Origin of the sequence: Terasakiella sp. 4MB5A (assembly GCF_050058155.1) — a bacterium.
Lineage (GTDB): Bacteria > Pseudomonadota > Alphaproteobacteria > Rhodospirillales > Terasakiellaceae > Terasakiella > Terasakiella halodenitrificans.
This window is the reverse complement of the sequence record NZ_CP188815.1, coordinates 2,602,786-2,622,468: the sequence shown is the minus strand read 5'-3', so window position 1 is coordinate 2,622,468 and position 19,683 is coordinate 2,602,786. Positions and strand designations below refer to the sequence as shown.

Below are 19,683 nucleotides of genomic sequence, written 5' to 3'. Positions count from 1 at the left end.
GGTCTTCTTCGAACAAGGCAAAATGCCACGCCGGAAAAGGAGCGCGCATTATGTTTAATTCTGAACAGAAGTCAACAGGAAAAAAACGTTTAAAAACAGCATATTAAAAACGCGGTATTAGAATACCGTTTCTGTCTCCCGCAGAAAATGGGGGATAGAGAAAGGCTTCATGTATCTTTTATAAACAAGGTGTTAGCTGTCGCTGATGGCAGGTTTATCGTCTTCTATGGATGGGGGAAGAAAACGATAAACGCACTGATGGTGATAAGGGCAAGCGCCGTGGTTAAGAGAATCGTATTCCCGGCGATCCTGTCACCGACACCGTATCGGGTGGCAAAGACAAAGGGGTTGGCTCCTGTTGGCATGGCTGCGGCCAATGTGGCGATCATCACCCATAAGGGGGAAGCTTCGATTACATATTTGGTCACAAGCCACACGGCCAGGGGCATGAGGATGAGTTTGGCAAAGGCAGCCACAAGGACGGGCAGGGTGGTTTCTTCCAGTCGCAGGGAATAACGTGCCATACCACCGCCCACAGCAAACAAGGCACAAGGGGCCGCAGCTTTGCCGAGCATATCGGTGGTGCGATCAACAATAATCGGCATATCCAAACCAGAATGTGCAAAGGCCCAACCGCTGACCAGTCCGATGACCAGTGGATTGGTGATGACGCTTTTAATCGCCCCGATCAGAATACCTAGTATATTGGCATTCGGGTTGCGTGCGGTTTCAATCAAAACACAGGATAAGGTAAACAGGATCATTGCGTTGAAGGTGATGATGGTCATTAAGGGAACTAGGGCCTCGTTTCCATAGGCGGTTTGGACGATGGGCAAACCGGTAAGCGCGAGATTTGAAAAAGAGGCGGAAATTGCTGTTACCACAGCGCGCTCATACCCAATACGTTTTAGAAAGAAGGTAACCGCGAGTAAAATGACGATTCCCACCCCGTAATAGCCAAGCAGGACAGAAAGTTCGAGATCACGTTCCATCACACCGCTGGCAGAGGTGCGAAACAACAAGGCGGGAACGGCAAGGTAAAAGATGAAGCGCGTGAGATCATCGACGCCGGCTTGGCTGAAAAGCCCCCGTTTTGCCAGCAGGTATCCTAATCCAATAATGGCGAAAACGGGGATGACGGTTGTCAGGACTTGGGTCATTTGGGGCGCGTACTTTCAAAAGCGAAGGAAGCAAGGGGGATCAGCGTTTGCAATGCTGTTGCGGGGGTGTTATGAGTCCGCCCGTATCAGATTTGACCATATAGACAGGTTTCGCCATGTTCAAGCATCCGGATTTTAAAAATCTTCATGTTGTTGATCACCCGTTGATCCAACACAAACTCACTCATATGCGCAACAAGAAAACATCCACGAAAACGTTTCGTGCTTTGTTGAAAGAGATCTCTTTGCTGATGGGCTATGAAATCACGCAAGATCTTCCCCTGACGACGGAAGTGATCGATACACCAATGGTGACGATGGATGATGCACCGATTTTGGAAGGGCGTAAAATTGCTGTGGTGCCGATCTTGCGCGCAGGGCAGGGCATGAGTGACGGTTTATTGGAATTGATGCCGTCAGCACGCGTTGGTCATGTTGGCCTATATCGTGACCCGGAAACCAAATTGCCGGTGGAATATCTGGTGAAATTGCCACAGGTGGAGGGGCGTACCTTTATTATGTGTGATCCCATGTTGGCAACGGGGCATTCTGCGGCCTATGCAGCGGACGTTTTGAACCGGGCGGGTATTAAGGATGAAGATATCCGTCTGTTGGTCTTGGTTGCGGCACCGGAAGGGATGAAAGTGTTTGAAGAACAACATCCCGATATCAAGGTTTATACGGCCTCCTTGGATTCCCATTTGAACGAGAAAGCTTATATCATTCCCGGTCTTGGTGATGCCGGGGATCGTTTGTTCGGGACGTTCTAGGGGATCTTTTTTTGATCCCGCCCCGTTATTATTAGATATTCATTTTTTCAAATTCGTTTTATTCTGAAATGGATATTATTTCCGATTTTAGAGGGGAAGAAAAAATGAAAAAATTGGGGGTTACCGCCTTTGCGATACTTGGCGGTTTGATCTTGAATATGCCAGCATTTGCCAGTGGGCAGGAGACGTTCGACAATGTCTGTGTCGCCTGTCATGGGGAAGATGGCAAAGGGGCAGAGGGAATGGAAGGTGTTCCAGACTTTACCAATGCCCCGGCCGTTTGGTCCAAAAGTGATGCGGAGCTCGCGCAGTCGGTTATTAACGGGATTGAAAAGCCGGGTGCAGAAGTCACAATGCCACCACGCGCTGGCGATGATGAATTAAGCGACGCCGATATTAACGCGGCTGTTGCCTATATGCGTAAAACGTTTGGGAGTTGATGTTCAAGGGCATCTTTTTTCAATAAAGAGGTGCCCTTTTTTCTGAAAAGGCGTATCCTTTACTTATGACAATCAGACGATCTTTGTACATGTTCGGGTGCTTGGTCTGCTTGATTTCCTTGTTTGTGAGCGAGGGCAAAGCAGAAGAAGATGTCTGCGCATCTATTAAGGCATCTGCACATCCCGAGGCCCCACCGGCAATGTGGTATGACGGTAAAACAATGGCAGGGGTGGGGGCTGATGCGATTGTCGAAATTGGTAAACGGATCGGCGTTCCGATTGTTTTATCATATGAAGGCCCGTGGAAGCGGACCTTGCGTGCGTTGGAAATCGGGGAAATTGACTTGATATATGCGCTGTATCAAACGGAACAACGGCGCGAGATTTATGATTTCACCATCCCTTATTTTACCGACCCGGTTGTGATCGTCAGTAATCCGCAATATCAATACCGGATAAAATCGCTCAAGGACTTACCGTATTTGAAGGGGGCTGCGACGATGGGGGATAGTTTTGGTAATGATATCGACAAGCTGATTGAAACAAAGCTGGACGTTCAACGGGTGCGCAATTATGCCATTTTATTGAAGCTCATTGCTAGTGATCGGGTAAATTATGGCATTGCCCCGCTCTGGACGATCAAAGGCCATATCAAGCGCAATGCCTATCATGATGAAATTGTGATTGTTGATAACGCACTTGCAGCGGAAAATATGTATATGGCGTTTTCCAAAAAATCCCTGTGTAAAAAATATCTCGCTGTAATCAATGAGGAATTGTCGAAAATGGTTGCTGCGGGGGATATTCAACGACTGTTGGATGAAAATATTGTGCGTTGGAGCAGATAACAAAAACGACATAAAAAAACTGCCCTTTGATCGGGCAGTTTTTTCGCAATTGAAGTAATTATCTTTTTTAGGAAATTTTATTCAGAAGACCGAGCCAATGGTTTTCCCGACAGAATTGTTTGGCTTCGTCTGGGCCTAATGTGTTGAGCAAGCGTAGGACAAATTCTTGAGGTCCAACCGGTTTTGTTTGCGTTTCACCACTATAAGCCATTGGCTTGTTCATCATTGTCTCCTGAGGAATTGGTTATGGTATTTGCCTGTGTGGTAATACCACTTATAACCAATCTCTCATGGGCTTTTGGACTTATTTTTCTGTCTTTGTAGGTATTTTGACTTTTGGCAATGCTGTTTTTAGGCAATTACGCAGCGGTGTGTGTGAATAACACCGCTGCGGCTGTGACTTGATTTATTCAGCTGCCTCAGTTTCAATGTCGTCAGGTTGGCTGAAAATAGACCCGCCGGCTTCGGCTTTTTCACGACCGGGCAGGATGGCGTTGAGGATCAAGCCGACCAGTGTCGCCAAGGCCATACCTGCAATCTTGAAGTCGCCGGAGAACTGAATAAACGCCCCACCGATACCGATCACCAGAATAACAGATGCAATAATCAGGTTACGTTTCATGCCGAAATCAACGCGACGGTCAATCATCATGCGCATACCGGAAGAAGCGATAATACCGAACAATAAAATGGCAACACCGCCCATGACCGGAACGGGAATTGTTTGGATCAACGCACTGACGGTGCCCATAAAACCAAACAAGATGGCGATACAAGCAGCGCCACCAACGACAAACACACTCATGACACGGGTAATCGCGATAACGCCGATATTTTCCCCATAGGTGGTGTTGGGGGGGCCACCGATAAAGGCCGCAAGGGCAGTTGCAAGGCCGTCACCAAGAAGGGAGCGATGCAGGCCCGGTTCTTCTAAAAAGTTACGCCCCGTGACTTTGGACAAGACCATTTGATCCCCGATATGTTCGGCGATGGTAACAAAAGCAACGGGTGCAATCAGGGCAACAGCGGTTAAAGTCAGGACAGAACCTTCGGAAATAAAGGCAAAGGTAAAGTCGGGGATTGCGAAAAGTGGTGCTTCTGCGACTTTGGAGAAATCGATTAGACCAAGGGATAGGCTGATTGCATAACCGCCGACTACGCCAAATAAGATTGGAATGAGTGCAAAAACGCCACGCATAAAGACGGAACAGACAATGGTGATCAACAAGCTGGTGAGTGCAATACCAAAATGTAGAGTGCTATATTGTCCGGTTGCTGGATCGTTCATCGCCATATTGATGGCAACGGAGGCTAAGCCTAGACCGATGACCATGATGACAGGGCCTACCACAACTGGTGGCAACAGACGCATCAGCCAACGCACACCAAAGAAATGGATCATAACCGCCACAATGACGTAGACAAGCCCGGCAGAAATACAGCCGACCAAGGCACCGGCGGCACCGATCCCTTCAATTTGGGAGGCTGCGATAATCGGACCGATAAAGGCGAAACTGGACCCTAGATAGGCCGGGATTTTACCACGGGTACAAACGATATAGAGCAAAGTGCCCAATCCGCTGCTGATTAAGGCGACCGAAGGGTTTAACCCCGTCAGGTAGGGAACAAGGATAGTTGCACCAAACATGGCAAATAGATGTTGGGTACTTAGGATAAGCCATAAAACGGGAGACGGGCGCTCATGGACATCCAGAACAATATGATGATCGTTGCTCATCTTCTCTCTCTATATAATTTAAGTGTCCGGACAGTGAATAAATTGACCGAAAGGTTAAATTTATCATGTGTGGATGTAAATAAAGAATCTGGATAGAGCAAGCTTTTCACGTTTTTTTAGGCTTATTCCCTGTTTGGCGGGATAGAATATGTGCCTGTGGCATGAGCAACAGGTTCGTCGTGCCCATCGGAATGCAAGGTGACTTCCATGACGGCAAGGCGTTTACCCAGTTTCAGAATACGTCCTTCCGCCATCAAATCACCCGGGGCAGGGCGGTGCATAAAATTGATGTTGAAATTGGTGGTGACTGCCAGCTTTACCTTGCCGATTGCAGACAAAATAACGGCGTACATACAGGCATCTGCCAAAGCCATCATGGTCGGGCCGGATACGGTGCCACCGGGACGTAGCATCGAGGCGTTAAACGGCAATCGCAGAACGGCTTCACCATCACTGATTTGATCTGTTTTCATGCCGATTTCCTGCGCCCAGGGAAGTTCTGTTTCAATAATATGGTCGAAGTCTTCTACGCTGATTTTTGCCATGTTGTGGCCTCCCTTTATGTTATAGTTTAGAAAAGATGTTATATTACGTTTACGTAAACGTCAATTTGCGATATCTTGATTTTGAATATTAGATTTATGACATGGGAGACATATAAAAATGAGTGCGCAAGCCGAAACAACAAATGAAGAATTGGTCACACGTCGCGATGAAGACGGGGTTGCCATTGTAACCTTGAACCGTCCCAAAAAATTCAACGCGTTATCTGTCGCCGTTTTGGAAACCTTGCTTGAGACCTTTGATCAGATTGGCAAGGACAGCTCTGTACGTTGTGTGGTTTTGGCGGGTGATGGCAAGGCTTTTTGTGCAGGTCATGACCTGAAAGAAATGCGCGAAGATACAACGCGCGAAGCGATGCAGGCACTCTTTGCAAAATGTTCAGAAGTGATGCTGAAAATTACGTCCATTCCTCAGCCGGTGATCGCACGTATTCACGGGATAGCGACGGCTGCTGGGTGCCAACTTGTGGCAACGTGTGATTTGGCGGTTGCGGTTGAAGAAGCCCGTTTTGCCACATCCGGTATTAATGTCGGTTTGTTCTGTTCAACACCGATGGTCGCTGTGACACGGAATATGCCAACCAAACAAGCTTTTGAAATGTTGGTAACCGGTGATTTCATTGATGCTGCAACAGCGTTGCAATATGGCTTGGTCAATAAGGTTGTACCCGCAGACCTGCTGGATGAAGCCGTAATGGAAATGGCAAATAAAATCGCATCCAAACCTGCGGTTTCCATCGCCCTTGGTAAACAGTTGTTTTATAAACAACTGGAAGCTGCCAAAACAGCCGCTTATGATATGGCAGCAGAGACAATGACTTGTAATATTCTGACAGAAGATGCCCAAGCCGGTATTGATGCCTTTATTGCCAAACAACCTATGCCGAAATGGAAAGGTTGTTAAGCTCAAATAAAAAGAACAGAAAGCGCCGTTTCATCTTGTATGGAACGGCGTTTTTTTTATGAGAGAAAAGTCTAGGTCGCCTGGTTTTGTCGGACTTCAAAAAAAGTATCACCTGCAATGTCCAGTAAAGCAATGCGATTGATGACGCGCAACCAGTACTCGGTCTCTTCTTCATTTGTTGCTTTTTGCATATTGTCGAACGCAATGAAGCTCGCTTTCTTTAAGCCGAACTTTTCGTAGAGTTCTTTCGCGGTTATAATCTCATCAGACATTTAACTGCCTCTATGTTTTATCCATTTATAGTTTAGTGCGCCTGTGCATGCTATACATCACCTATATGGGTAGTGTAGAACGGTTTTAAATACATATTTAGGGGAGTGATAATGAATAAACTTGTTTATGACGACAATTGGCTGAAAATCATTCTTCGCGATGTGCGTACAATTGCAATGGTCGGTGCTTCTGCAAAATGGAATCGTCCCAGTAATTTTGCCATGAAATATCTACAAGGCAAAGGTTACCGTGTTATTCCCGTGAACCCGGGGCTTGCAGGTGGCGAGATTTTGGGTGAAACGGTTTATGCGTCTTTAAATGATGTGCCCGGTCCTTATCAAATGGTCGATATTTTCCGCAATTCCGAGGCGGCAGGGGGGATCTGTGATGAAGCCATTTCCTTGAAAGAGGAGAAGCAGATTTCAGTTGTCTGGATGCAATTGGGCGTGCGCAATGACGAGGCGGCGGCACGAGCAGAAACAGCTGGAATGAAAGTGGTGATGGACCGTTGCCCGAAAATTGAATATGGCCGTCTGTTTGGTGAATTGAGTTGGGCAGGGATCAATTCCGGCATTATTTCTTCCAAGAGGTTAAAATGACCAATCAACCTAAAGAGTATGGCTTGGAAACACGCGCAATTCATGCCGGAAGTCGACCTGACGCAACAACAGGGGCGCGTAATACACCCATTTATCAAACAACATCTTATGTATTTGATGACGTAGATCATGCGGCTGATTTGTTTAACTTGCAAACATTCGGCTTTATCTATTCTCGTTTGACAAATCCGACGGTATCGGCATTGGAAGAACGGATCGCCAATCTTGAAGATGGGCGCGCAGGCGTTTGTTGTGCGTCTGGTCATTCGGCACAATTTTTGGCCTTTTTCTCGTTGCTGGAACCGGGCGATCGTTTCTTGGCGTCAAAAAATCTTTATGGCGGCTCTATGACCCAATTCGGGGTTAGTTTTAAACGTCTGGGCTGGGACGTCGATTTTGTGGATTGTACGGATTTGGAGGCCGTGAAGGCAGCTATTAAGCCGGAACATAAGGCCTTGTTTATTGAGCCCCTTGCAAATCCAGGTGGCGTGATTCTGGATACGCAGGCCTTGGCCGATCTCGCTCATGAAAATCAGATGGTGCTGATTGCCGATAATACGATGGCCACACCCTATTTGTTCCGTCCTTTTGAACATGGGGCTGATATCATTACTCATTCCGCCACCAAGTTTTTAGGTGGACATGGGACATCAATGGGTGGCGCGGTGATTGAGTCCGGCAAATTTGATTGGGTTAAATCCGGAAAATATCCAACCTTAACTGAAGCGGACCCCGCTTATCATGGTCTGTCGTTTATTGAAACGTTCGGGGATTTTGGTTTCTCCATGAAAACCCGTTGTGTGGGTTTGCGTGATTTTGGCCCAGCGATGAGTCCGACAAACGCCTTTAATCTTTTAACCGGGATAGAAACGTTGCCTTTACGTATGGAGCGTCATGTGGAAAATGCCCATAAGGTCGCAACATATCTGGCGCAACATCCAGCGGTAAGTTGGGTGTCCTACGCTGGGCTTGTGGATAGCCCGTATTACGATTTAGCCCAGAAATATTTCCCCAAGGGACCGGGCTCGGTCTTTACGTTTGGGGTTAAAGGAGGTTTCGAAGCTGGCGTAAAAGTGGTTGAAAATGTCAATCTGATATCGCATCTGGCTAATATTGGGGATACGCGCAGTTTGATTATTCATCCGGCAAGTACAACGCATCGCCAATTAAGCGAAGAACAACAAATCGCAAGTGGGGCTGGTCCCGAAGTTTTACGCTTGTCAATCGGGCTGGAAACGGCAGATGATATTATTCGTGATCTTGATGAGGTTTTATCCCTGACCTAGAAGGAAATATGATATGTCGCGCCTGATTATTACAAACGGGGATAGTGCCGCACAACGTATTGACGCGCTTGGTCATGCCGATTTCGTTTTACCGTGGCGCGATGTCTTACATGAAGGGCCCGTGCTCCCGTGTGACAGCCTGCGCAAACAATCGGTTGGTCGTGCCGCTTTTATCGCCGGTTTTGCCGATATGCCAGAACCGGATGTCGCACGTGATTTTATTCAGCGCGATGATGTCTTTTTGCAGGCAGTGGGTGAAGATGAGACCCATATTGAGTTATGGTTTGAACATGACTTATATGATCAACTTCAGCTTATGCAAATCCTTGATGTTTTGTATCGCCAATTCCCGATCAAGGATGTCTATCTGGTTCAGGCTGATTTTTATTTGGCGGAAATAGCGAATGTAGATTTTAGAATATTGCCGCAACAAGCGGTAAAAATCACAGCATCACAGAAAGAGTATGGGGCGAAGGCGTGGCAGGCTTTTTGTGCGCCTGATCCTAAGGCGATTGAAAACTTTCTGGCTCACGATGGGGTCCTGCCATTTGTTCATAAAGCATTACAACGTGTATTGCGTGAATATCCCGATGCAGAAACCGGATTACCGTTGTCCCTATCTTATGCTTTATCGCTTTTACGTGAAAAAGGAACCGCGAAGATCAAAGAAATGTTTCATCACATGCAGCAATGTGAAGAGGCAAAATTTATGGGTGATTTGAGTTTCGCACGTTTAATGGATACCTTGATTTCACTAACTGAACCTGTGGTATGCGCAGTAGATAAATCATTGTTAAAATTAGAAAAAAATACTTATCCGGCCTTTTTTGAACAAACTGTGATGTTGTCGTCCTTTGGTGGAAAATTGTTGGATGGGGAAGAAAGAAGTTTGGATTTTCCCTCTGATCAGCGGTGGATCGGGGGCGTGCAGTTATCCGGTGACAACATGTATCTCTTTGATCGTAAACTGGATAAAATCGTTCATAAAGTGGGATGATCCGAATAAATTTTGCGGGGATTGTTGTATCTTTTTGTATGTGGTATGTTGGCGCTATAAAATTATCTAAATAAGGTAAAATTCATTGCAGGCCGTCCAAGTGAACAAGTCGAAAAATAAACTGGATAATTTTGAAGTTTTTCCGTGGAATAAAAATTTTGAAACCGGCATTGAAGCCATTGATGAACAGCACAAAAAACTGGTTGATTTGCTTAATAAACTCGCGAACTCGTTGGTGCGCGAAGATATGTCCAAAGTAAATGACGCGTTTGCGGAATTAGCCGATTATGCCCATTACCATTTTGAACAGGAAGAAGCGATCTGGAGTAATTCTTTAGGGGATGATTCATGGTTGGTTTCCCATCAATTGAGCCATTCTTCCTTTTTGCCGCGTGTGCTGGAATTAAAAGGCATTGATGGTAATCGCCCGTCTCAGGATGTGGTTGAAGCTGTGGTGAAATTTCTGATCCGGTGGCTGGCTTTTCATATCATTGATGATGATAAACGGCTGGCACTTGTTGTGATCGCTATGGAATCAGGAAGTACTTTGGAAGAAGCCAAAGTGCTTGCTGATCGTAAAATGAATGGCTCTTTCCGTATATTGATCGAAACCGTTTTAAAAATGTATGATGGCTTATCAACGCGGACACTGGATTTGATGCGCGAAAGACGCGCGCGTATGATTGCCGAACAAGAACTGCGCGAGGTCAATCGACGGCTGGAAGAATTGTCGGTAACGGATCAATTGACGGGTTTATATAATCGCCGCCACTTCGAGCGTGTCCTGGATCGGGAAATGAAACGTGCACGCCGTGAAAATAAGGCGGTGACGCTTTATATGCTGGATATTGATTATTTCAAGAGTTTGAATGATCACTATGGTCATTCGGGCGGCGATGTGGCGCTGAAAACTGTTGGGCAAAAGCTTTTTGAAATTTGTCGCCGTCCCAGTGATTATGCTTTTCGAGTTGGCGGAGAAGAGTTTGCCGTCATTTCACGTGAGCATGACGAAGATGATGATCTTATCTTTGCAGAATTGATCCGTCGGGCGATTGAAACTCTGGCGATTCCGAATGTCAAAAGTAAGGTCAGTGATTATCTGACTGTTTCTGTAGGGGGGTATGCCAAGGTACCGGCCAAACAGGATACGATGGATACTTATATGAAAGAGGCTGATGCCCGTCTCTATCGTGCCAAGAATGCAGGGCGCAATATTGTTGTGGCTAATTAAAGCCGGTGTAATTTAAGCAAAGTTTTAAATTTACGATCTTTTTTGATTTGTGCCTCGCGTGATTGGGCCTCTCCCCTTTCTGAAAAACCGTTTTCTACATACAGAATTTCCCAAGGACCACGGGTGCGCGTATATTTCGCACCACCCGGACGTTCGCCGTTATGTTCGGCCAAGCGGCGGTCTGGGGTGTCGTCTAATGTCACCCCGGTGTAGCAATCTCCGTTCTGGTTAATCAGAACGTATACAAACCACTGTTTGTTTGCTGTCATAGGCTACGCAGCATCCATGATCGAATGCGTTCTGCGACCATTTTCCAGCGTTTATCCAGCATAACGGCATGAGGGGCGCCAGGGATAATTTCCAGATCGGCACCGTGGAAGGCAGCCGTTTCATGCAAGGCGCTGACCGGGATCATGGTATCATTGTCACCACCGATGACGGCAATGGGAAAACCTTCTTGAGCGCGTTTGCGTGGGATATCGAATAAAGTGACATCGTTGAGAACGCGAAGGGATTCGACTTGAAATAAGCCATGAACTTCCGCCAAGGACGCAGGATGGGTATCATCACTGACTAAAAGCCGTTTCAACATATCAAAATTCATCGCATCCGGACCAAACATCATAAGTTGATTGAGTGACATAAACAGGTCGGGGGAATTATTCATCATATGCATGATGGAACTAAAAGCACCGCTTGGAGGCAAGGAATTAAGTAAAATAGCGCCGAGGCAGGTGTGGTCTTCTATATATTTTTGAACAATCATACCACCAAGGGAATGACCGATAAGAACACAAGGTTCGCCGATTTGTTCAATGGCTTCGCAGACATTTTTGACATAGTCGTTGAGGCCGAGAAAATGTAGCGCCCAGTTGTCGACATTTTCGCCATGTCCACTGAGGGTAACGGCATAGCAATCATGACCGTGTGCGGCAAAAAATGGCATAAAACGATGGCGCCAGATCGGGGCGGAACAGAAAGAACCATGAATGAACAAAAGAGGTGGTCTTTTTGCGGCGGACTGTTTGCTGGCCTTGACGGCAATCAGATCAATCGACATGGTCTATTGAATATTGTGCATATATTTTTTCATGATGCTATCAAGCACTGTTTTTCTTAAAACTGCAAGTGTTGACCATATTTTCTCAGCTTCTTTTGAATTTTTCTCGTAAAAGTCGTGGCTGAGCACTAAATACAGGGCGTGTCTTTTAAATGGAGGTTGATGGGGTATGATTTTATCTTTGAGATCCAATTTACCCAAGATCGAAAGTCCAACGTTTTTTTCAACGATATAGCCATCCAATTTTCCTTCCGAGACAAGTTTCAGCCCTTGTTCGGGCAGGAAAGATGTGTATGGGATGATTTGGTGTTCTTTTTTCAGGCTTTTAACTGTGGCGTATCCCAAAGGTGTTCCTATACGAGGTGCTGGATCTGAAAATTTGTGACCATCCCAGCTTATTGTTGCATTGTCAGCATTGCGAAAAATGGGATAGTCGACGAACAAAAGGCGCCGTTCTGAATCAATTTCCCCGTTTTGCATGGGATATTTCCCGATTTTTTCACGCTCTTTAGTATGGATAACGCCAAACATACCAGCGATTTTACCGTCACGTAGGAGGTGCATACATCGTTTCCATGGGCGTCTGATGTATTGGACCTTTTGACCGGCTTCTTTAAAGGCAGCTTGTGTGATTTCTACTAATACACCGGGATTCGGTTTTGCCGGTTGTTGAGTGTCACCTTGTAAGTAAGGCGCGTAATCTTCATCTTCATAGCATAAACGAGCTGTTTCATTGCTATATGCGACAGAAATAGAGCTGAAAAGTATAAAGAAACAATATGATATGACTTTACCGAAAGGAGTTTGCATGGGGGGCAACTATTTGAAAATTTTAAATCGAGTCGAAATAAAGTTATCATATAACTATTCCAGGTTAAAAGAAAATATGAATATGGTAATAAAAGGTTGGGGTCATCATTGGTTTTTTACGCTTTTCGACCTTGCTTAAAACAGGACTCTCAGGTAGTGTGCGCCCACCGTTTCAGGGGCTGTTTTTGAAATAAGGATCGTATTACGATGACTTCGCATAAGGATATGGCGAACGCCATTCGCTTCCTCTCCGCAGATGCCGTTCAGAAAGCCAAATCCGGCCATCCGGGTATGCCGATGGGTATGGCTGACGTTGCAACCGTTCTGTTTACCAAATATATGAATTTTGACCCGAAGCAGCCCAAATGGGCGGACCGGGACCGTTTTGTCTTGTCAGCGGGGCACGGCTCCATGTTGATGTATTCCTACCTGTATTTAACAGGTTATGAAGACATGACGATTGAAGAAGTCCGTAACTTCCGCCAACTTGGGGCGAAAACCGCCGGTCACCCTGAATATGGTCACGCCACAGGTATTGAAACAACAACCGGGCCATTGGGGCAAGGCATCACCACCGCAGTTGGTATGGCGATTGCTGAAAAATTGCAAAATGCACGTTATGGCGATGAGGTGGTTAATCACTTTACCTATGTGATTGCGGGTGATGGTTGCTTGATGGAAGGGATCTCGCACGAGGCCATTTCCACGGCCGGTCATTTAAACTTGAACAAGTTGATCGTCTTTTGGGATGATAACGAAATCACCATTGACGGCAACTTGGATGTGGCCGCAAGTGACAATCAGTTAAAACGTTTTGAAGCGTCCGGTTGGGATGCACAAGCTATCGATGGTCACAACCCGGATGAAATTGCAGCCGCAATTGAAAAAGCACAAAAATCCGGCAAGCCGTCTTTGATTGCCTGCAAGACCAAAATCGGTAAAGGTGCACCGACCCTTGAAGGTTCACACAAAACCCACGGCGCCCCGCTTGGGGATGATGAAATTGCCCAAATGCGCAAAGATTTGGGTTGGGATGCCGCACCGTTTGAAATTCCGTCAGATATCTTGAACGCGTGGCGCGAAGCTGGTGCACGCGGTGTTGCAACACGCGAAGCCTGGCAGGAACGTTTCAACGAACTGGATCTGGATGCACAGGAAACATTTGTTCGCACCAACGATGGTGGTTTGCCGGAAAACTGGATTGACAGCGCCAATGCTTATAAAAAGCAACTGTGCGAAGATGCCCCGAAAAAAGCAACGCGCCAAGCCTCACAAATGGCGTTGAATGCCTTATGCGAAATGATCCCGGAAATGCTTGGTGGTTCTGCCGATTTGACCGGGTCCAACCTGACAAAGGCCGATAGCCAAAAATCCGTCACAACGGATGATTTCAGCGGCAATTACATGCATTACGGTATTCGTGAATTCGGCATGGCGGCGTTTATGAACGGAATTGCCCTGCATGGCGGATTTGTTCCTTATGGCGGTACATTCCTTGTCTTTGCCGATTACATGCGTGCTGCGATGCGTTTGTCAGCACTGATGGAACAACGTGTTATTTACGTTCTGACACACGATTCCATTGGTCTTGGCGAAGATGGCCCGACACACCAACCTGTTGAAACAGTTGCTTCGTTGCGTGCTCTGCCTAATACCAATGTGTTCCGCCCGGCCGATGCGGTGGAAACGTTGGAATGTTGGATGTTGGCGCTGCAATCTGAAAAAACACCTTCTGCATTGGCGTTATCTCGCCAAGGTTTGCCAGCGGTTCGCACAGAATATAGCGAAGAAAACAAATCTGCCAAAGGGGCCTATGTGCTTCGTGAAGCCGATGGTTTGCGTAAAGCCACGATCATTGCAACAGGGTCAGAGGTCGAAATTGCGATGCAAGCACGTGATGCCTTGCAAGCCGACGGTATTCCAACAGCGGTTGTTTCTATGCCGTGTTGGGAATTGTTTGAAAAACAGGATGATGCTTATAAACACGACACATTGGGTGATGGCGTTCGTGTGGCGGTCGAAGCAGGTCTGCAAATGGGTTGGGATCGTTATATAGGGCAAAACGGTGCCTTTATCGGCATGACCGGTTTTGGTGCATCGGCACCGGCTGATAAGCTTTATGAACACTTCGGCATTACGTCCGAGGCTGTCGTACAAGCCGTAAAAGAAAGAGTTTAAATTGTGAAAAAGGCGGCTGATTTCTGATCGGGCGCCTTTCTCCTTTGACTGATTATTATTATCTGGAGGAAATCCTATGGCACTCGTTTCCATGCGTCAGCTTCTTGATCATGCTGCTGAAAACGACTACGGCCTTCCGGCATTTAACATTAACAATATGGAACAAATGCTGGCGATTATGGCAGCTGCGTCTAAAACCGACTCTCCGGTAATTATGCAAGCCAGTCGTGGGGCGCGGAACTATGCAAATGATGCAGTTCTCAAGCACCTGATTCAAGCTGCCGTTGAAATTTACCCCGATGTTCCGGTTTGCATGCATTTGGATCACGGGAATGAATTGCGCACATGTATGTCGGCAATGGCATCCGGTTTCTCGTCCGTAATGATGGACGGTTCCTTGGAAGCCGATGGCAAGACGCCAGCCTCTTATGAATACAACGTCGATACAACGGCTGAAGTCACAAAAGCTGCGCATTTGATTGGTGTTTCTGTAGAAGGGGAATTGGGGGTTCTTGGTTCACTGGAAACAGGCGAAGGTGAAAAAGAAGACGGTCATGGTTTTGAAGGGAAGTTGTCCAAGGACAAATTGCTGACCGACCCGGATCAGGCTGTTGATTTCGTCAATAAAACAAAAGTCGATGCCTTGGCTATTGCGATGGGGACTTCACACGGGGCTTATAAATTCACGCGTAAACCCGATGGTGACATTTTGGCAATGGACGTTGTGAAAGAAATTCACAAAAAATTACCCAATACTCATTTGGTTATGCATGGGTCGTCTTCGGTTCCCCAAGAATTGCAAGATATCATCAATGCCAATGGTGGTGAGATGAAACAGACCTACGGTGTGCCGCTGGAAGAAATCGTCGTCGGGATTAAAAACGGTGTGCGTAAAGTCAACATCGATACGGACAACCGCATGGCGATTACGGGTGCAATCCGTAAAGCCTTGCAATCTGATCCGTCACAGTTTGACCCGCGTTTCTATTTGAAACCGGCAATGGCGGCGATGGAAAAAGAATGTGTCCAGCGTTACGAACTGTTTAATTGTGCGGGTAAAGGCTCGAAGATCAAGCCGTTATCTCTGGCACAAATGGCTGACCGTTACCAAAATGGTTCGCTTGATCCGGTTATCGGCTAAGCTAGGCCTTATTAAAATGATCAAAGAGCGTCTGTTTCAAGCAGGCGCTCTTTTGGTTTTTAGTGTACTTTTGGGATTGCCCTTGTTATAGCGGGGACAATCTTTTTCAAACGAGGTTCTGATATGCTTAAGATCGCCCCATCCATCCTGTCCGCAGATTTTGCCAAGTTGGGCGAAGAAGTTGTTGCTGTTGATAAAGCAGGGGCAGACTGGATCCATATCGATGTCATGGATGGTCATTTCGTACCGAACCTGACTTTTGGTCCCTGTGTTATCCAGGCGATCCGGTCCTATACCGACAAGCCCTTTGATGTGCATTTAATGATTGATCCGGCGCAAAATTACCTGGCGGATTATGCCAAAGCAGGCGCTGATATTATCACTGTGCATGCTGAGGCGGATAAACATATGCACCGTTCCGTACAGATGATTAAAGACTTGGGTAAAAAAGCGGGTGTCTCGTTAAATCCGGCAACCCCGGCGGATGTTGTGGAATATGTGCTGGACGAAATTGATATGGTGCTGGTGATGAGTGTGAATCCCGGTTTTGGCGGGCAGACGTTCATCCCATCGCAATTGGACAAAATCAAACGTCTGCGCGAAATGATCGGCGATCGAAATATCGATATTCAGGTTGATGGCGGGGTAAACCCAAAAACAATCAAGTCGGTTGTCGATGCCGGGGCCAATGTGGTCGTGGCTGGATCCGCTGTTTTTGGTGGGGATTATGCGCAAAATATGCAAGCCATTCATGCTGCGGCCAATGCATAAAGTCGATGATCAATTTAAAATAAAAAAAGCGCCTGTTTGACGGGCGCTTTTTTTATTCGGCAAATTGTAATGCTTATTCGTAAGTGCACAGATAGGCGGTGTCTTGGGCGACCTTGACTTGGAATTTTACGTTGGCATCGACATTGAAGGTGGCACCGGATGCGTAAGTTGTGAAATCATTTTCACCCGGTAATTTGATCGTCAATGCCCCACTGACAACGGTCATGGTTTCTTTTTGGGAAGTGCCGAATTCATATTCCCCCGGTGCCATGACACCGACTGTGGCGGGCAAGGCTTCGCCTTTAAATGCGATGGATTTGACTTTACCTTCAAAATATTCATTTACGTCGAACACGTTTTTATTCTCCTACACAAAAGAAAAGTTATTATTTTTTACGAAAGACGACTGATGCCACCCATCCGGCAGCAAGTGCGATAATAACGGCAATAATACCGTATGCGAAGCTATGTCGATGGGCAAAATCATAGATTTTGGCCTCTGCCCCAATTTTTGAAACAAACAAGGGGGTAATTTGGCTGCTGACCACTTCCTTGTCTTTTACTAAGTAGACATAAACCAGATAAGTCCCGATCGGGATATTGGGCGGAAAAAAGAAATCGGCGCGAAAGAGGCGCTTTCCTAAAAACTTAACCTGCGTGGCTTCACTGGCGTAAAGGTTATTGTTTTGTTTACTGCGCAGCAAGGCTTGCCAAAACTCTTCTTTTTTTGCATCACCGATATCACGGCTGCTGCTGGCAAGATAACTGTTTAAATAATCCGGGCCGAGTTCAAGGCGCTGACGGGTTGAGGCCGGAACCATGTCTGTTAATGTACCGGATGTGGCGATATTATAAAAAACCGGGGTGCCGCTGAAGGTGACTTCTTCCTTATTGGCCCAGACTCCCATGATGCGATCTTTTTTGCGCACAACCTCATTGCGCGAAGGGCCTCGTACCACAACGATTACATCGCCTTCACCCTCGGTTGCGCCAAACAAAAGGACTTTCGATCCACTAAAACTGGTGTCAATCGCGACCACGTGATCATCAAGGGCGGCAACAATCTCGTTTGTGTTTTGCGCCTTGGCTTCATTCAAACATAAGCTTGCTACAAAAAGGCTCAGGAAAGCGTACGTCAGGCGGGGCAGATGCATTCTCAATGTTCCCCCGGTAAGCCGACATTGAATAAATCGTCGGGTGTTACAATAAGGTCGAAGCCCAATTTCAAACAGACACCCAGAACCATGACAGCCAGGAGAATACGCAATTGTTCTCCCTTTAGCTTCATGCCTGCGCGTGCCCCAAACTGTGCCCCAATAACGCCGCCAATCAGAAGGAGGAGCGCAAGTACAATGTCAACTGTTTGATTGGTTGCTGATTGTAAAATGGTAACGTTTGCTGTGACAAAAATAATTTGAAAAAGTGATGTACCGACAACAACAGAAGTTGGCATGCCAAGTAGGTAAATCATGGCGGGGACCATAATAAAGCCACCACCAACCCCCATAATGGCAGCTAGAATACCAACAACAATGCCGACACCAATGGGTAATAACGCACTGATATAAAGTTTTGAACGGCGAAACCGCATTTTAAACGGCAATTTATGTTGCCAGCCTGAATGATCTTTGCGTTTGTGTGCCGTCCCTGCGGTATTGTAACCACGACGCAATCGAATGAGTGCGCGTGCGCTTTCAAAAAACATCAATAGGCCAATGATTGACAGGAATATGACGTAAGAGAGCTTAATAACCAAATCAATCTGTCCGCTGGCTTTTAAGGCTGAAAAGAGCCAAACACCGCTTGTTGAGCCAATTACCCCGCCAATAAGCAACATAAAGCCCATTTTGAAGTCGACATTTTTACGTCTTGTATGTGCGATGACACCTGAGACGCTGGAGGCGACAATCTGATTTGCTTCTGTCGCAACTGCAACGGTAGGTGGGATACCGATGAAAATAAGCAGCGGTGTCATCAAAAAACCACCACCAACACCAAACATACCGGACAGGAACCCAACGGCGCCCCCCATCCCAAGAAGGAGAAACATATTTACGGATATCTCGGCAATCGGCAGATAGATATTCATTCGGCTCGGCTTTCGGATATGACCCCACAGTTTGATGTAGGGTTAAATATTGCAATTGCAACAGTTTGCATTCCTAAAGCAAAGCTTGGAGCAGGGCAATAATAGAACGGTAATCAACTATAAAAAAATTGTGCAATTGCGAATAGAACGCTAAGCTGCATCGCGAAGTAGGCGCTTGAGGGACATTTTCAACCCGTGGAGGTCCCGTACAACGGTTTCCCAGACAATGTTTGGGTCGACATTGAAATATTCATGGGCAAGAAAGTTGCGCATTTGGCGTAATGCCATCCAGGGAATCGCCTGATAGTGTTTGCGAATCTTGTTGGGGATATGGTGGGTGGCTTCCCCGATGATTTCCAGATTGCGTATGACGGCATCAATGGTTTTGTCATCATGGACGAAATGGTCTTTTGTCAGTCCGGCAACATAATGTTCAATCCGGTTGATGGCTTGTAGCATGTGGTCGAGATGGAAGACCCAGCGTTCATTTTGTTGAGGTTTCATCGTAGATAACCTCGCTTAAAACATTGTCTTTCATATCGGTGGCCAGCATTTCGCGGGTGGCAATATCCACTCGCCGACCAAAAACTTCTTCCAGCTTCAATCGCAATTCGGCCAGTTGCAACAGGCCGGGTGTTTCTGCAAATTCGATCAACATATCAATGTCACTGTCACTGCGCGGGGTGCCACGCGCAAAAGATCCAAACACACCGATCCGGGCAATGCAAAACGGCTTTAATTCATCTTGCAATGTGTTCAGTTTTTCAAAGATTGCATCGATTTCGCTCATTGGAAAATTATATACCCGTTCATAGGTGATGTGAA

The 19,683-nt window shown here is 46.5% G+C and carries 24 protein-coding genes; 11 read left to right on the top strand and 13 right to left on the bottom strand.

The window, feature by feature from the left end:
• Positions 1–224 precede the first annotated feature (224 nt).
• On the bottom strand, positions 225–1,160 hold the full coding sequence (locus ACI0FF_RS12205) for an AEC family transporter (RefSeq protein WP_419797098.1): 936 nt from the start codon (positions 1,158–1,160) through the stop codon (positions 225–227).
• 116 nt (positions 1,161–1,276) lie between these two features.
• On the opposite strand from ACI0FF_RS12205, the gene upp reads away from it, so the two are divergent.
• From upp to ACI0FF_RS12190, 3 genes are all read left to right on the top strand, one after another.
• The gene (upp, locus tag ACI0FF_RS12200; RefSeq protein WP_188664764.1) at positions 1,277–1,930 is read left to right on the top strand and encodes a uracil phosphoribosyltransferase; all 654 of its coding nucleotides are present in this window, start codon (positions 1,277–1,279) and stop codon (positions 1,928–1,930) included.
• Positions 1,931–2,034: 104 nt separating this feature from the next.
• Positions 2,035–2,370, top strand: coding sequence for a c-type cytochrome (locus ACI0FF_RS12195; protein ID WP_419797097.1), 336 nt, complete (start codon positions 2,035–2,037; stop codon positions 2,368–2,370).
• Positions 2,371–2,480: 110 nt separating this feature from the next.
• Complete coding sequence (locus ACI0FF_RS12190) at positions 2,481–3,218, top strand: substrate-binding periplasmic protein (RefSeq protein ID WP_419797096.1); 738 nt, start codon at positions 2,481–2,483, stop codon at positions 3,216–3,218.
• Between the two features lie 67 nt (positions 3,219–3,285).
• On the opposite strand, the gene ACI0FF_RS12185 is transcribed toward ACI0FF_RS12190, so the two are convergent.
• From ACI0FF_RS12185 to ACI0FF_RS12175, 3 genes are all read right to left on the bottom strand, one after another.
• Positions 3,286–3,441 carry a hypothetical protein gene (locus ACI0FF_RS12185; protein ID WP_419797095.1) on the bottom strand — a complete coding sequence of 52 codons (156 nt, stop codon included), beginning with the start codon at positions 3,439–3,441 and terminating at the stop codon, positions 3,286–3,288.
• Positions 3,442–3,624: 183 nt separating this feature from the next.
• The gene (locus ACI0FF_RS12180) at positions 3,625–4,956 is read right to left on the bottom strand and encodes a solute carrier family 23 protein (protein ID WP_419797094.1); all 1,332 of its coding nucleotides are present in this window, start codon (positions 4,954–4,956) and stop codon (positions 3,625–3,627) included.
• 122 nt (positions 4,957–5,078) lie between these two features.
• Positions 5,079–5,501, bottom strand: coding sequence for a PaaI family thioesterase (locus ACI0FF_RS12175; RefSeq protein WP_419797093.1), 423 nt, complete (start codon positions 5,499–5,501; stop codon positions 5,079–5,081).
• A gap of 118 nt (positions 5,502–5,619) precedes the next feature.
• Between ACI0FF_RS12175 and ACI0FF_RS12170 the strand changes: the two genes are divergently transcribed.
• Positions 5,620–6,423 (top strand): enoyl-CoA hydratase, encoded by an 804-nt coding sequence (locus ACI0FF_RS12170; RefSeq protein WP_419797092.1) that lies wholly within the window; start codon positions 5,620–5,622, stop codon positions 6,421–6,423.
• Between the two features lie 71 nt (positions 6,424–6,494).
• On the opposite strand, the gene ACI0FF_RS12165 is transcribed toward ACI0FF_RS12170, so the two are convergent.
• On the bottom strand, positions 6,495–6,695 hold the full coding sequence (locus tag ACI0FF_RS12165; RefSeq protein WP_419797091.1) for a hypothetical protein: 201 nt from the start codon (positions 6,693–6,695) through the stop codon (positions 6,495–6,497).
• A gap of 111 nt (positions 6,696–6,806) precedes the next feature.
• Between ACI0FF_RS12165 and ACI0FF_RS12160 the strand changes: the two genes are divergently transcribed.
• From ACI0FF_RS12160 to ACI0FF_RS12145, 4 genes are all read left to right on the top strand, one after another.
• Positions 6,807–7,295 carry a CoA-binding protein gene (locus ACI0FF_RS12160; RefSeq protein WP_419797090.1) on the top strand — a complete coding sequence of 163 codons (489 nt, stop codon included), beginning with the start codon at positions 6,807–6,809 and terminating at the stop codon, positions 7,293–7,295.
• Positions 7,292–8,581 (top strand): O-acetylhomoserine aminocarboxypropyltransferase, encoded by a 1,290-nt coding sequence (locus ACI0FF_RS12155; RefSeq protein WP_419797089.1) that lies wholly within the window; start codon positions 7,292–7,294, stop codon positions 8,579–8,581. The genes ACI0FF_RS12160 and ACI0FF_RS12155 overlap by 4 nt, the downstream gene beginning before the upstream one ends.
• Before the next feature lie 13 nt (positions 8,582–8,594).
• Entirely contained in the window at positions 8,595–9,578 is a 984-nt protein-coding gene (locus ACI0FF_RS12150) for a hypothetical protein (protein ID WP_419797088.1), read from the top strand.
• Positions 9,579–9,678: 100 nt separating this feature from the next.
• Entirely contained in the window at positions 9,679–10,809 is a 1,131-nt protein-coding gene (locus ACI0FF_RS12145) for a GGDEF domain-containing protein (RefSeq protein ID WP_419797087.1), read from the top strand.
• On the opposite strand, the gene ACI0FF_RS12140 is transcribed toward ACI0FF_RS12145, so the two are convergent.
• From ACI0FF_RS12140 to ACI0FF_RS12130, 3 genes are read right to left on the bottom strand one after another with little or no spacing between them, the layout of a single operon-like run.
• A complete protein-coding gene (locus ACI0FF_RS12140; protein WP_419797086.1) occupies positions 10,806–11,078 on the bottom strand; it encodes a GIY-YIG nuclease family protein in 273 nt (90 codons plus the stop codon). The two genes, ACI0FF_RS12145 and ACI0FF_RS12140, sit on opposite strands and share 4 nt — an antisense overlap.
• The gene (locus ACI0FF_RS12135) at positions 11,075–11,869 is read right to left on the bottom strand and encodes an alpha/beta hydrolase (RefSeq protein ID WP_419797085.1); all 795 of its coding nucleotides are present in this window, start codon (positions 11,867–11,869) and stop codon (positions 11,075–11,077) included. Before ACI0FF_RS12135 ends, ACI0FF_RS12140 begins: the two co-directional genes overlap by 4 nt.
• Before the next feature lie 3 nt (positions 11,870–11,872).
• Entirely contained in the window at positions 11,873–12,679 is an 807-nt protein-coding gene (locus ACI0FF_RS12130; protein WP_419797084.1) for a substrate-binding periplasmic protein, read from the bottom strand.
• 207 nt (positions 12,680–12,886) lie between these two features.
• On the opposite strand from ACI0FF_RS12130, the gene tkt reads away from it, so the two are divergent.
• The 3 genes from tkt to rpe all read left to right on the top strand — a co-directional run bounded on the left by tkt (position 12,887) and on the right by rpe (position 16,769).
• A complete protein-coding gene (gene tkt / locus ACI0FF_RS12125; RefSeq protein WP_419797083.1) occupies positions 12,887–14,857 on the top strand; it encodes a transketolase in 1,971 nt (656 codons plus the stop codon).
• Positions 14,858–14,933: 76 nt separating this feature from the next.
• Positions 14,934–15,998 (top strand): class II fructose-bisphosphate aldolase, encoded by a 1,065-nt coding sequence (gene fba / locus ACI0FF_RS12120; RefSeq protein ID WP_419797082.1) that lies wholly within the window; start codon positions 14,934–14,936, stop codon positions 15,996–15,998.
• A gap of 123 nt (positions 15,999–16,121) precedes the next feature.
• Positions 16,122–16,769: a ribulose-phosphate 3-epimerase gene (gene rpe, locus ACI0FF_RS12115; protein WP_419797081.1), complete on the top strand. Its 648-nt coding sequence runs from the start codon at positions 16,122–16,124 to the stop codon at positions 16,767–16,769.
• Positions 16,770–16,842: 73 nt separating this feature from the next.
• Here rpe and ACI0FF_RS12110 read toward each other — a convergent pair whose 3' ends face one another.
• The 5 genes from ACI0FF_RS12110 to ACI0FF_RS12090 form a co-directional block, all read right to left on the bottom strand.
• Positions 16,843–17,124 (bottom strand): pyrimidine/purine nucleoside phosphorylase, encoded by a 282-nt coding sequence (locus tag ACI0FF_RS12110; protein ID WP_419797080.1) that lies wholly within the window; start codon positions 17,122–17,124, stop codon positions 16,843–16,845.
• A gap of 31 nt (positions 17,125–17,155) precedes the next feature.
• Positions 17,156–17,923, bottom strand: coding sequence for a TIGR02186 family protein (locus tag ACI0FF_RS12105; protein WP_419797079.1), 768 nt, complete (start codon positions 17,921–17,923; stop codon positions 17,156–17,158).
• Between the two features lie 2 nt (positions 17,924–17,925).
• Positions 17,926–18,858, bottom strand: a complete 933-nt coding sequence (locus ACI0FF_RS12100) for a sulfite exporter TauE/SafE family protein (RefSeq protein WP_419797078.1) — start codon at positions 18,856–18,858, stop codon at positions 17,926–17,928.
• 150 nt (positions 18,859–19,008) lie between these two features.
• Positions 19,009–19,362 carry a HepT-like ribonuclease domain-containing protein gene (locus tag ACI0FF_RS12095; protein WP_419797077.1) on the bottom strand — a complete coding sequence of 118 codons (354 nt, stop codon included), beginning with the start codon at positions 19,360–19,362 and terminating at the stop codon, positions 19,009–19,011.
• Positions 19,343–19,648, bottom strand: coding sequence for a nucleotidyltransferase family protein (locus ACI0FF_RS12090; protein WP_419797076.1), 306 nt, complete (start codon positions 19,646–19,648; stop codon positions 19,343–19,345). The genes ACI0FF_RS12095 and ACI0FF_RS12090 overlap by 20 nt, the downstream gene beginning before the upstream one ends.
• Positions 19,649–19,683 lie beyond the last annotated feature (35 nt).

What these genes read in the sequence shown, in the direction of transcription:
- ACI0FF_RS12195 (WP_419797097.1), top strand. Translation starts at nt 2,035, where the DNA reads ATGAAAAAATTGGGGGTTACCGCCTTTGCGATACTTGGCGGTTTGATC.
- ACI0FF_RS12100 (WP_419797078.1), bottom strand. Translation starts at nt 18,858, where the DNA reads ATGAATATCTATCTGCCGATTGCCGAGATATCCGTAAATATGTTTCTC.
- ACI0FF_RS12130 (WP_419797084.1), bottom strand. Translation starts at nt 12,679, where the DNA reads ATGCAAACTCCTTTCGGTAAAGTCATATCATATTGTTTCTTTATACTT.
- ACI0FF_RS12185 (WP_419797095.1), bottom strand. Translation starts at nt 3,441, where the DNA reads ATGAACAAGCCAATGGCTTATAGTGGTGAAACGCAAACAAAACCGGTT.
- ACI0FF_RS12155 (WP_419797089.1), top strand. Translation starts at nt 7,292, where the DNA reads ATGACCAATCAACCTAAAGAGTATGGCTTGGAAACACGCGCAATTCAT.
- ACI0FF_RS12140 (WP_419797086.1), bottom strand. Translation starts at nt 11,078, where the DNA reads ATGACAGCAAACAAACAGTGGTTTGTATACGTTCTGATTAACCAGAAC.
- ACI0FF_RS12205 (WP_419797098.1), bottom strand. Translation starts at nt 1,160, where the DNA reads ATGACCCAAGTCCTGACAACCGTCATCCCCGTTTTCGCCATTATTGGA.
- ACI0FF_RS12170 (WP_419797092.1), top strand. Translation starts at nt 5,620, where the DNA reads ATGAGTGCGCAAGCCGAAACAACAAATGAAGAATTGGTCACACGTCGC.
- rpe (WP_419797081.1), top strand. Translation starts at nt 16,122, where the DNA reads ATGCTTAAGATCGCCCCATCCATCCTGTCCGCAGATTTTGCCAAGTTG.
- ACI0FF_RS12105 (WP_419797079.1), bottom strand. Translation starts at nt 17,923, where the DNA reads ATGCATCTGCCCCGCCTGACGTACGCTTTCCTGAGCCTTTTTGTAGCA.
- ACI0FF_RS12090 (WP_419797076.1), bottom strand. Translation starts at nt 19,648, where the DNA reads ATGAGCGAAATCGATGCAATCTTTGAAAAACTGAACACATTGCAAGAT.
- ACI0FF_RS12180 (WP_419797094.1), bottom strand. Translation starts at nt 4,956, where the DNA reads ATGAGCAACGATCATCATATTGTTCTGGATGTCCATGAGCGCCCGTCT.
- ACI0FF_RS12165 (WP_419797091.1), bottom strand. Translation starts at nt 6,695, where the DNA reads ATGTCTGATGAGATTATAACCGCGAAAGAACTCTACGAAAAGTTCGGC.
- ACI0FF_RS12095 (WP_419797077.1), bottom strand. Translation starts at nt 19,362, where the DNA reads ATGAAACCTCAACAAAATGAACGCTGGGTCTTCCATCTCGACCACATG.
- fba (WP_419797082.1), top strand. Translation starts at nt 14,934, where the DNA reads ATGGCACTCGTTTCCATGCGTCAGCTTCTTGATCATGCTGCTGAAAAC.
- ACI0FF_RS12160 (WP_419797090.1), top strand. Translation starts at nt 6,807, where the DNA reads ATGAATAAACTTGTTTATGACGACAATTGGCTGAAAATCATTCTTCGC.
- upp (WP_188664764.1), top strand. Translation starts at nt 1,277, where the DNA reads ATGTTCAAGCATCCGGATTTTAAAAATCTTCATGTTGTTGATCACCCG.
- ACI0FF_RS12175 (WP_419797093.1), bottom strand. Translation starts at nt 5,501, where the DNA reads ATGGCAAAAATCAGCGTAGAAGACTTCGACCATATTATTGAAACAGAA.
- ACI0FF_RS12150 (WP_419797088.1), top strand. Translation starts at nt 8,595, where the DNA reads ATGTCGCGCCTGATTATTACAAACGGGGATAGTGCCGCACAACGTATT.
- ACI0FF_RS12135 (WP_419797085.1), bottom strand. Translation starts at nt 11,869, where the DNA reads ATGTCGATTGATCTGATTGCCGTCAAGGCCAGCAAACAGTCCGCCGCA.
- tkt (WP_419797083.1), top strand. Translation starts at nt 12,887, where the DNA reads ATGACTTCGCATAAGGATATGGCGAACGCCATTCGCTTCCTCTCCGCA.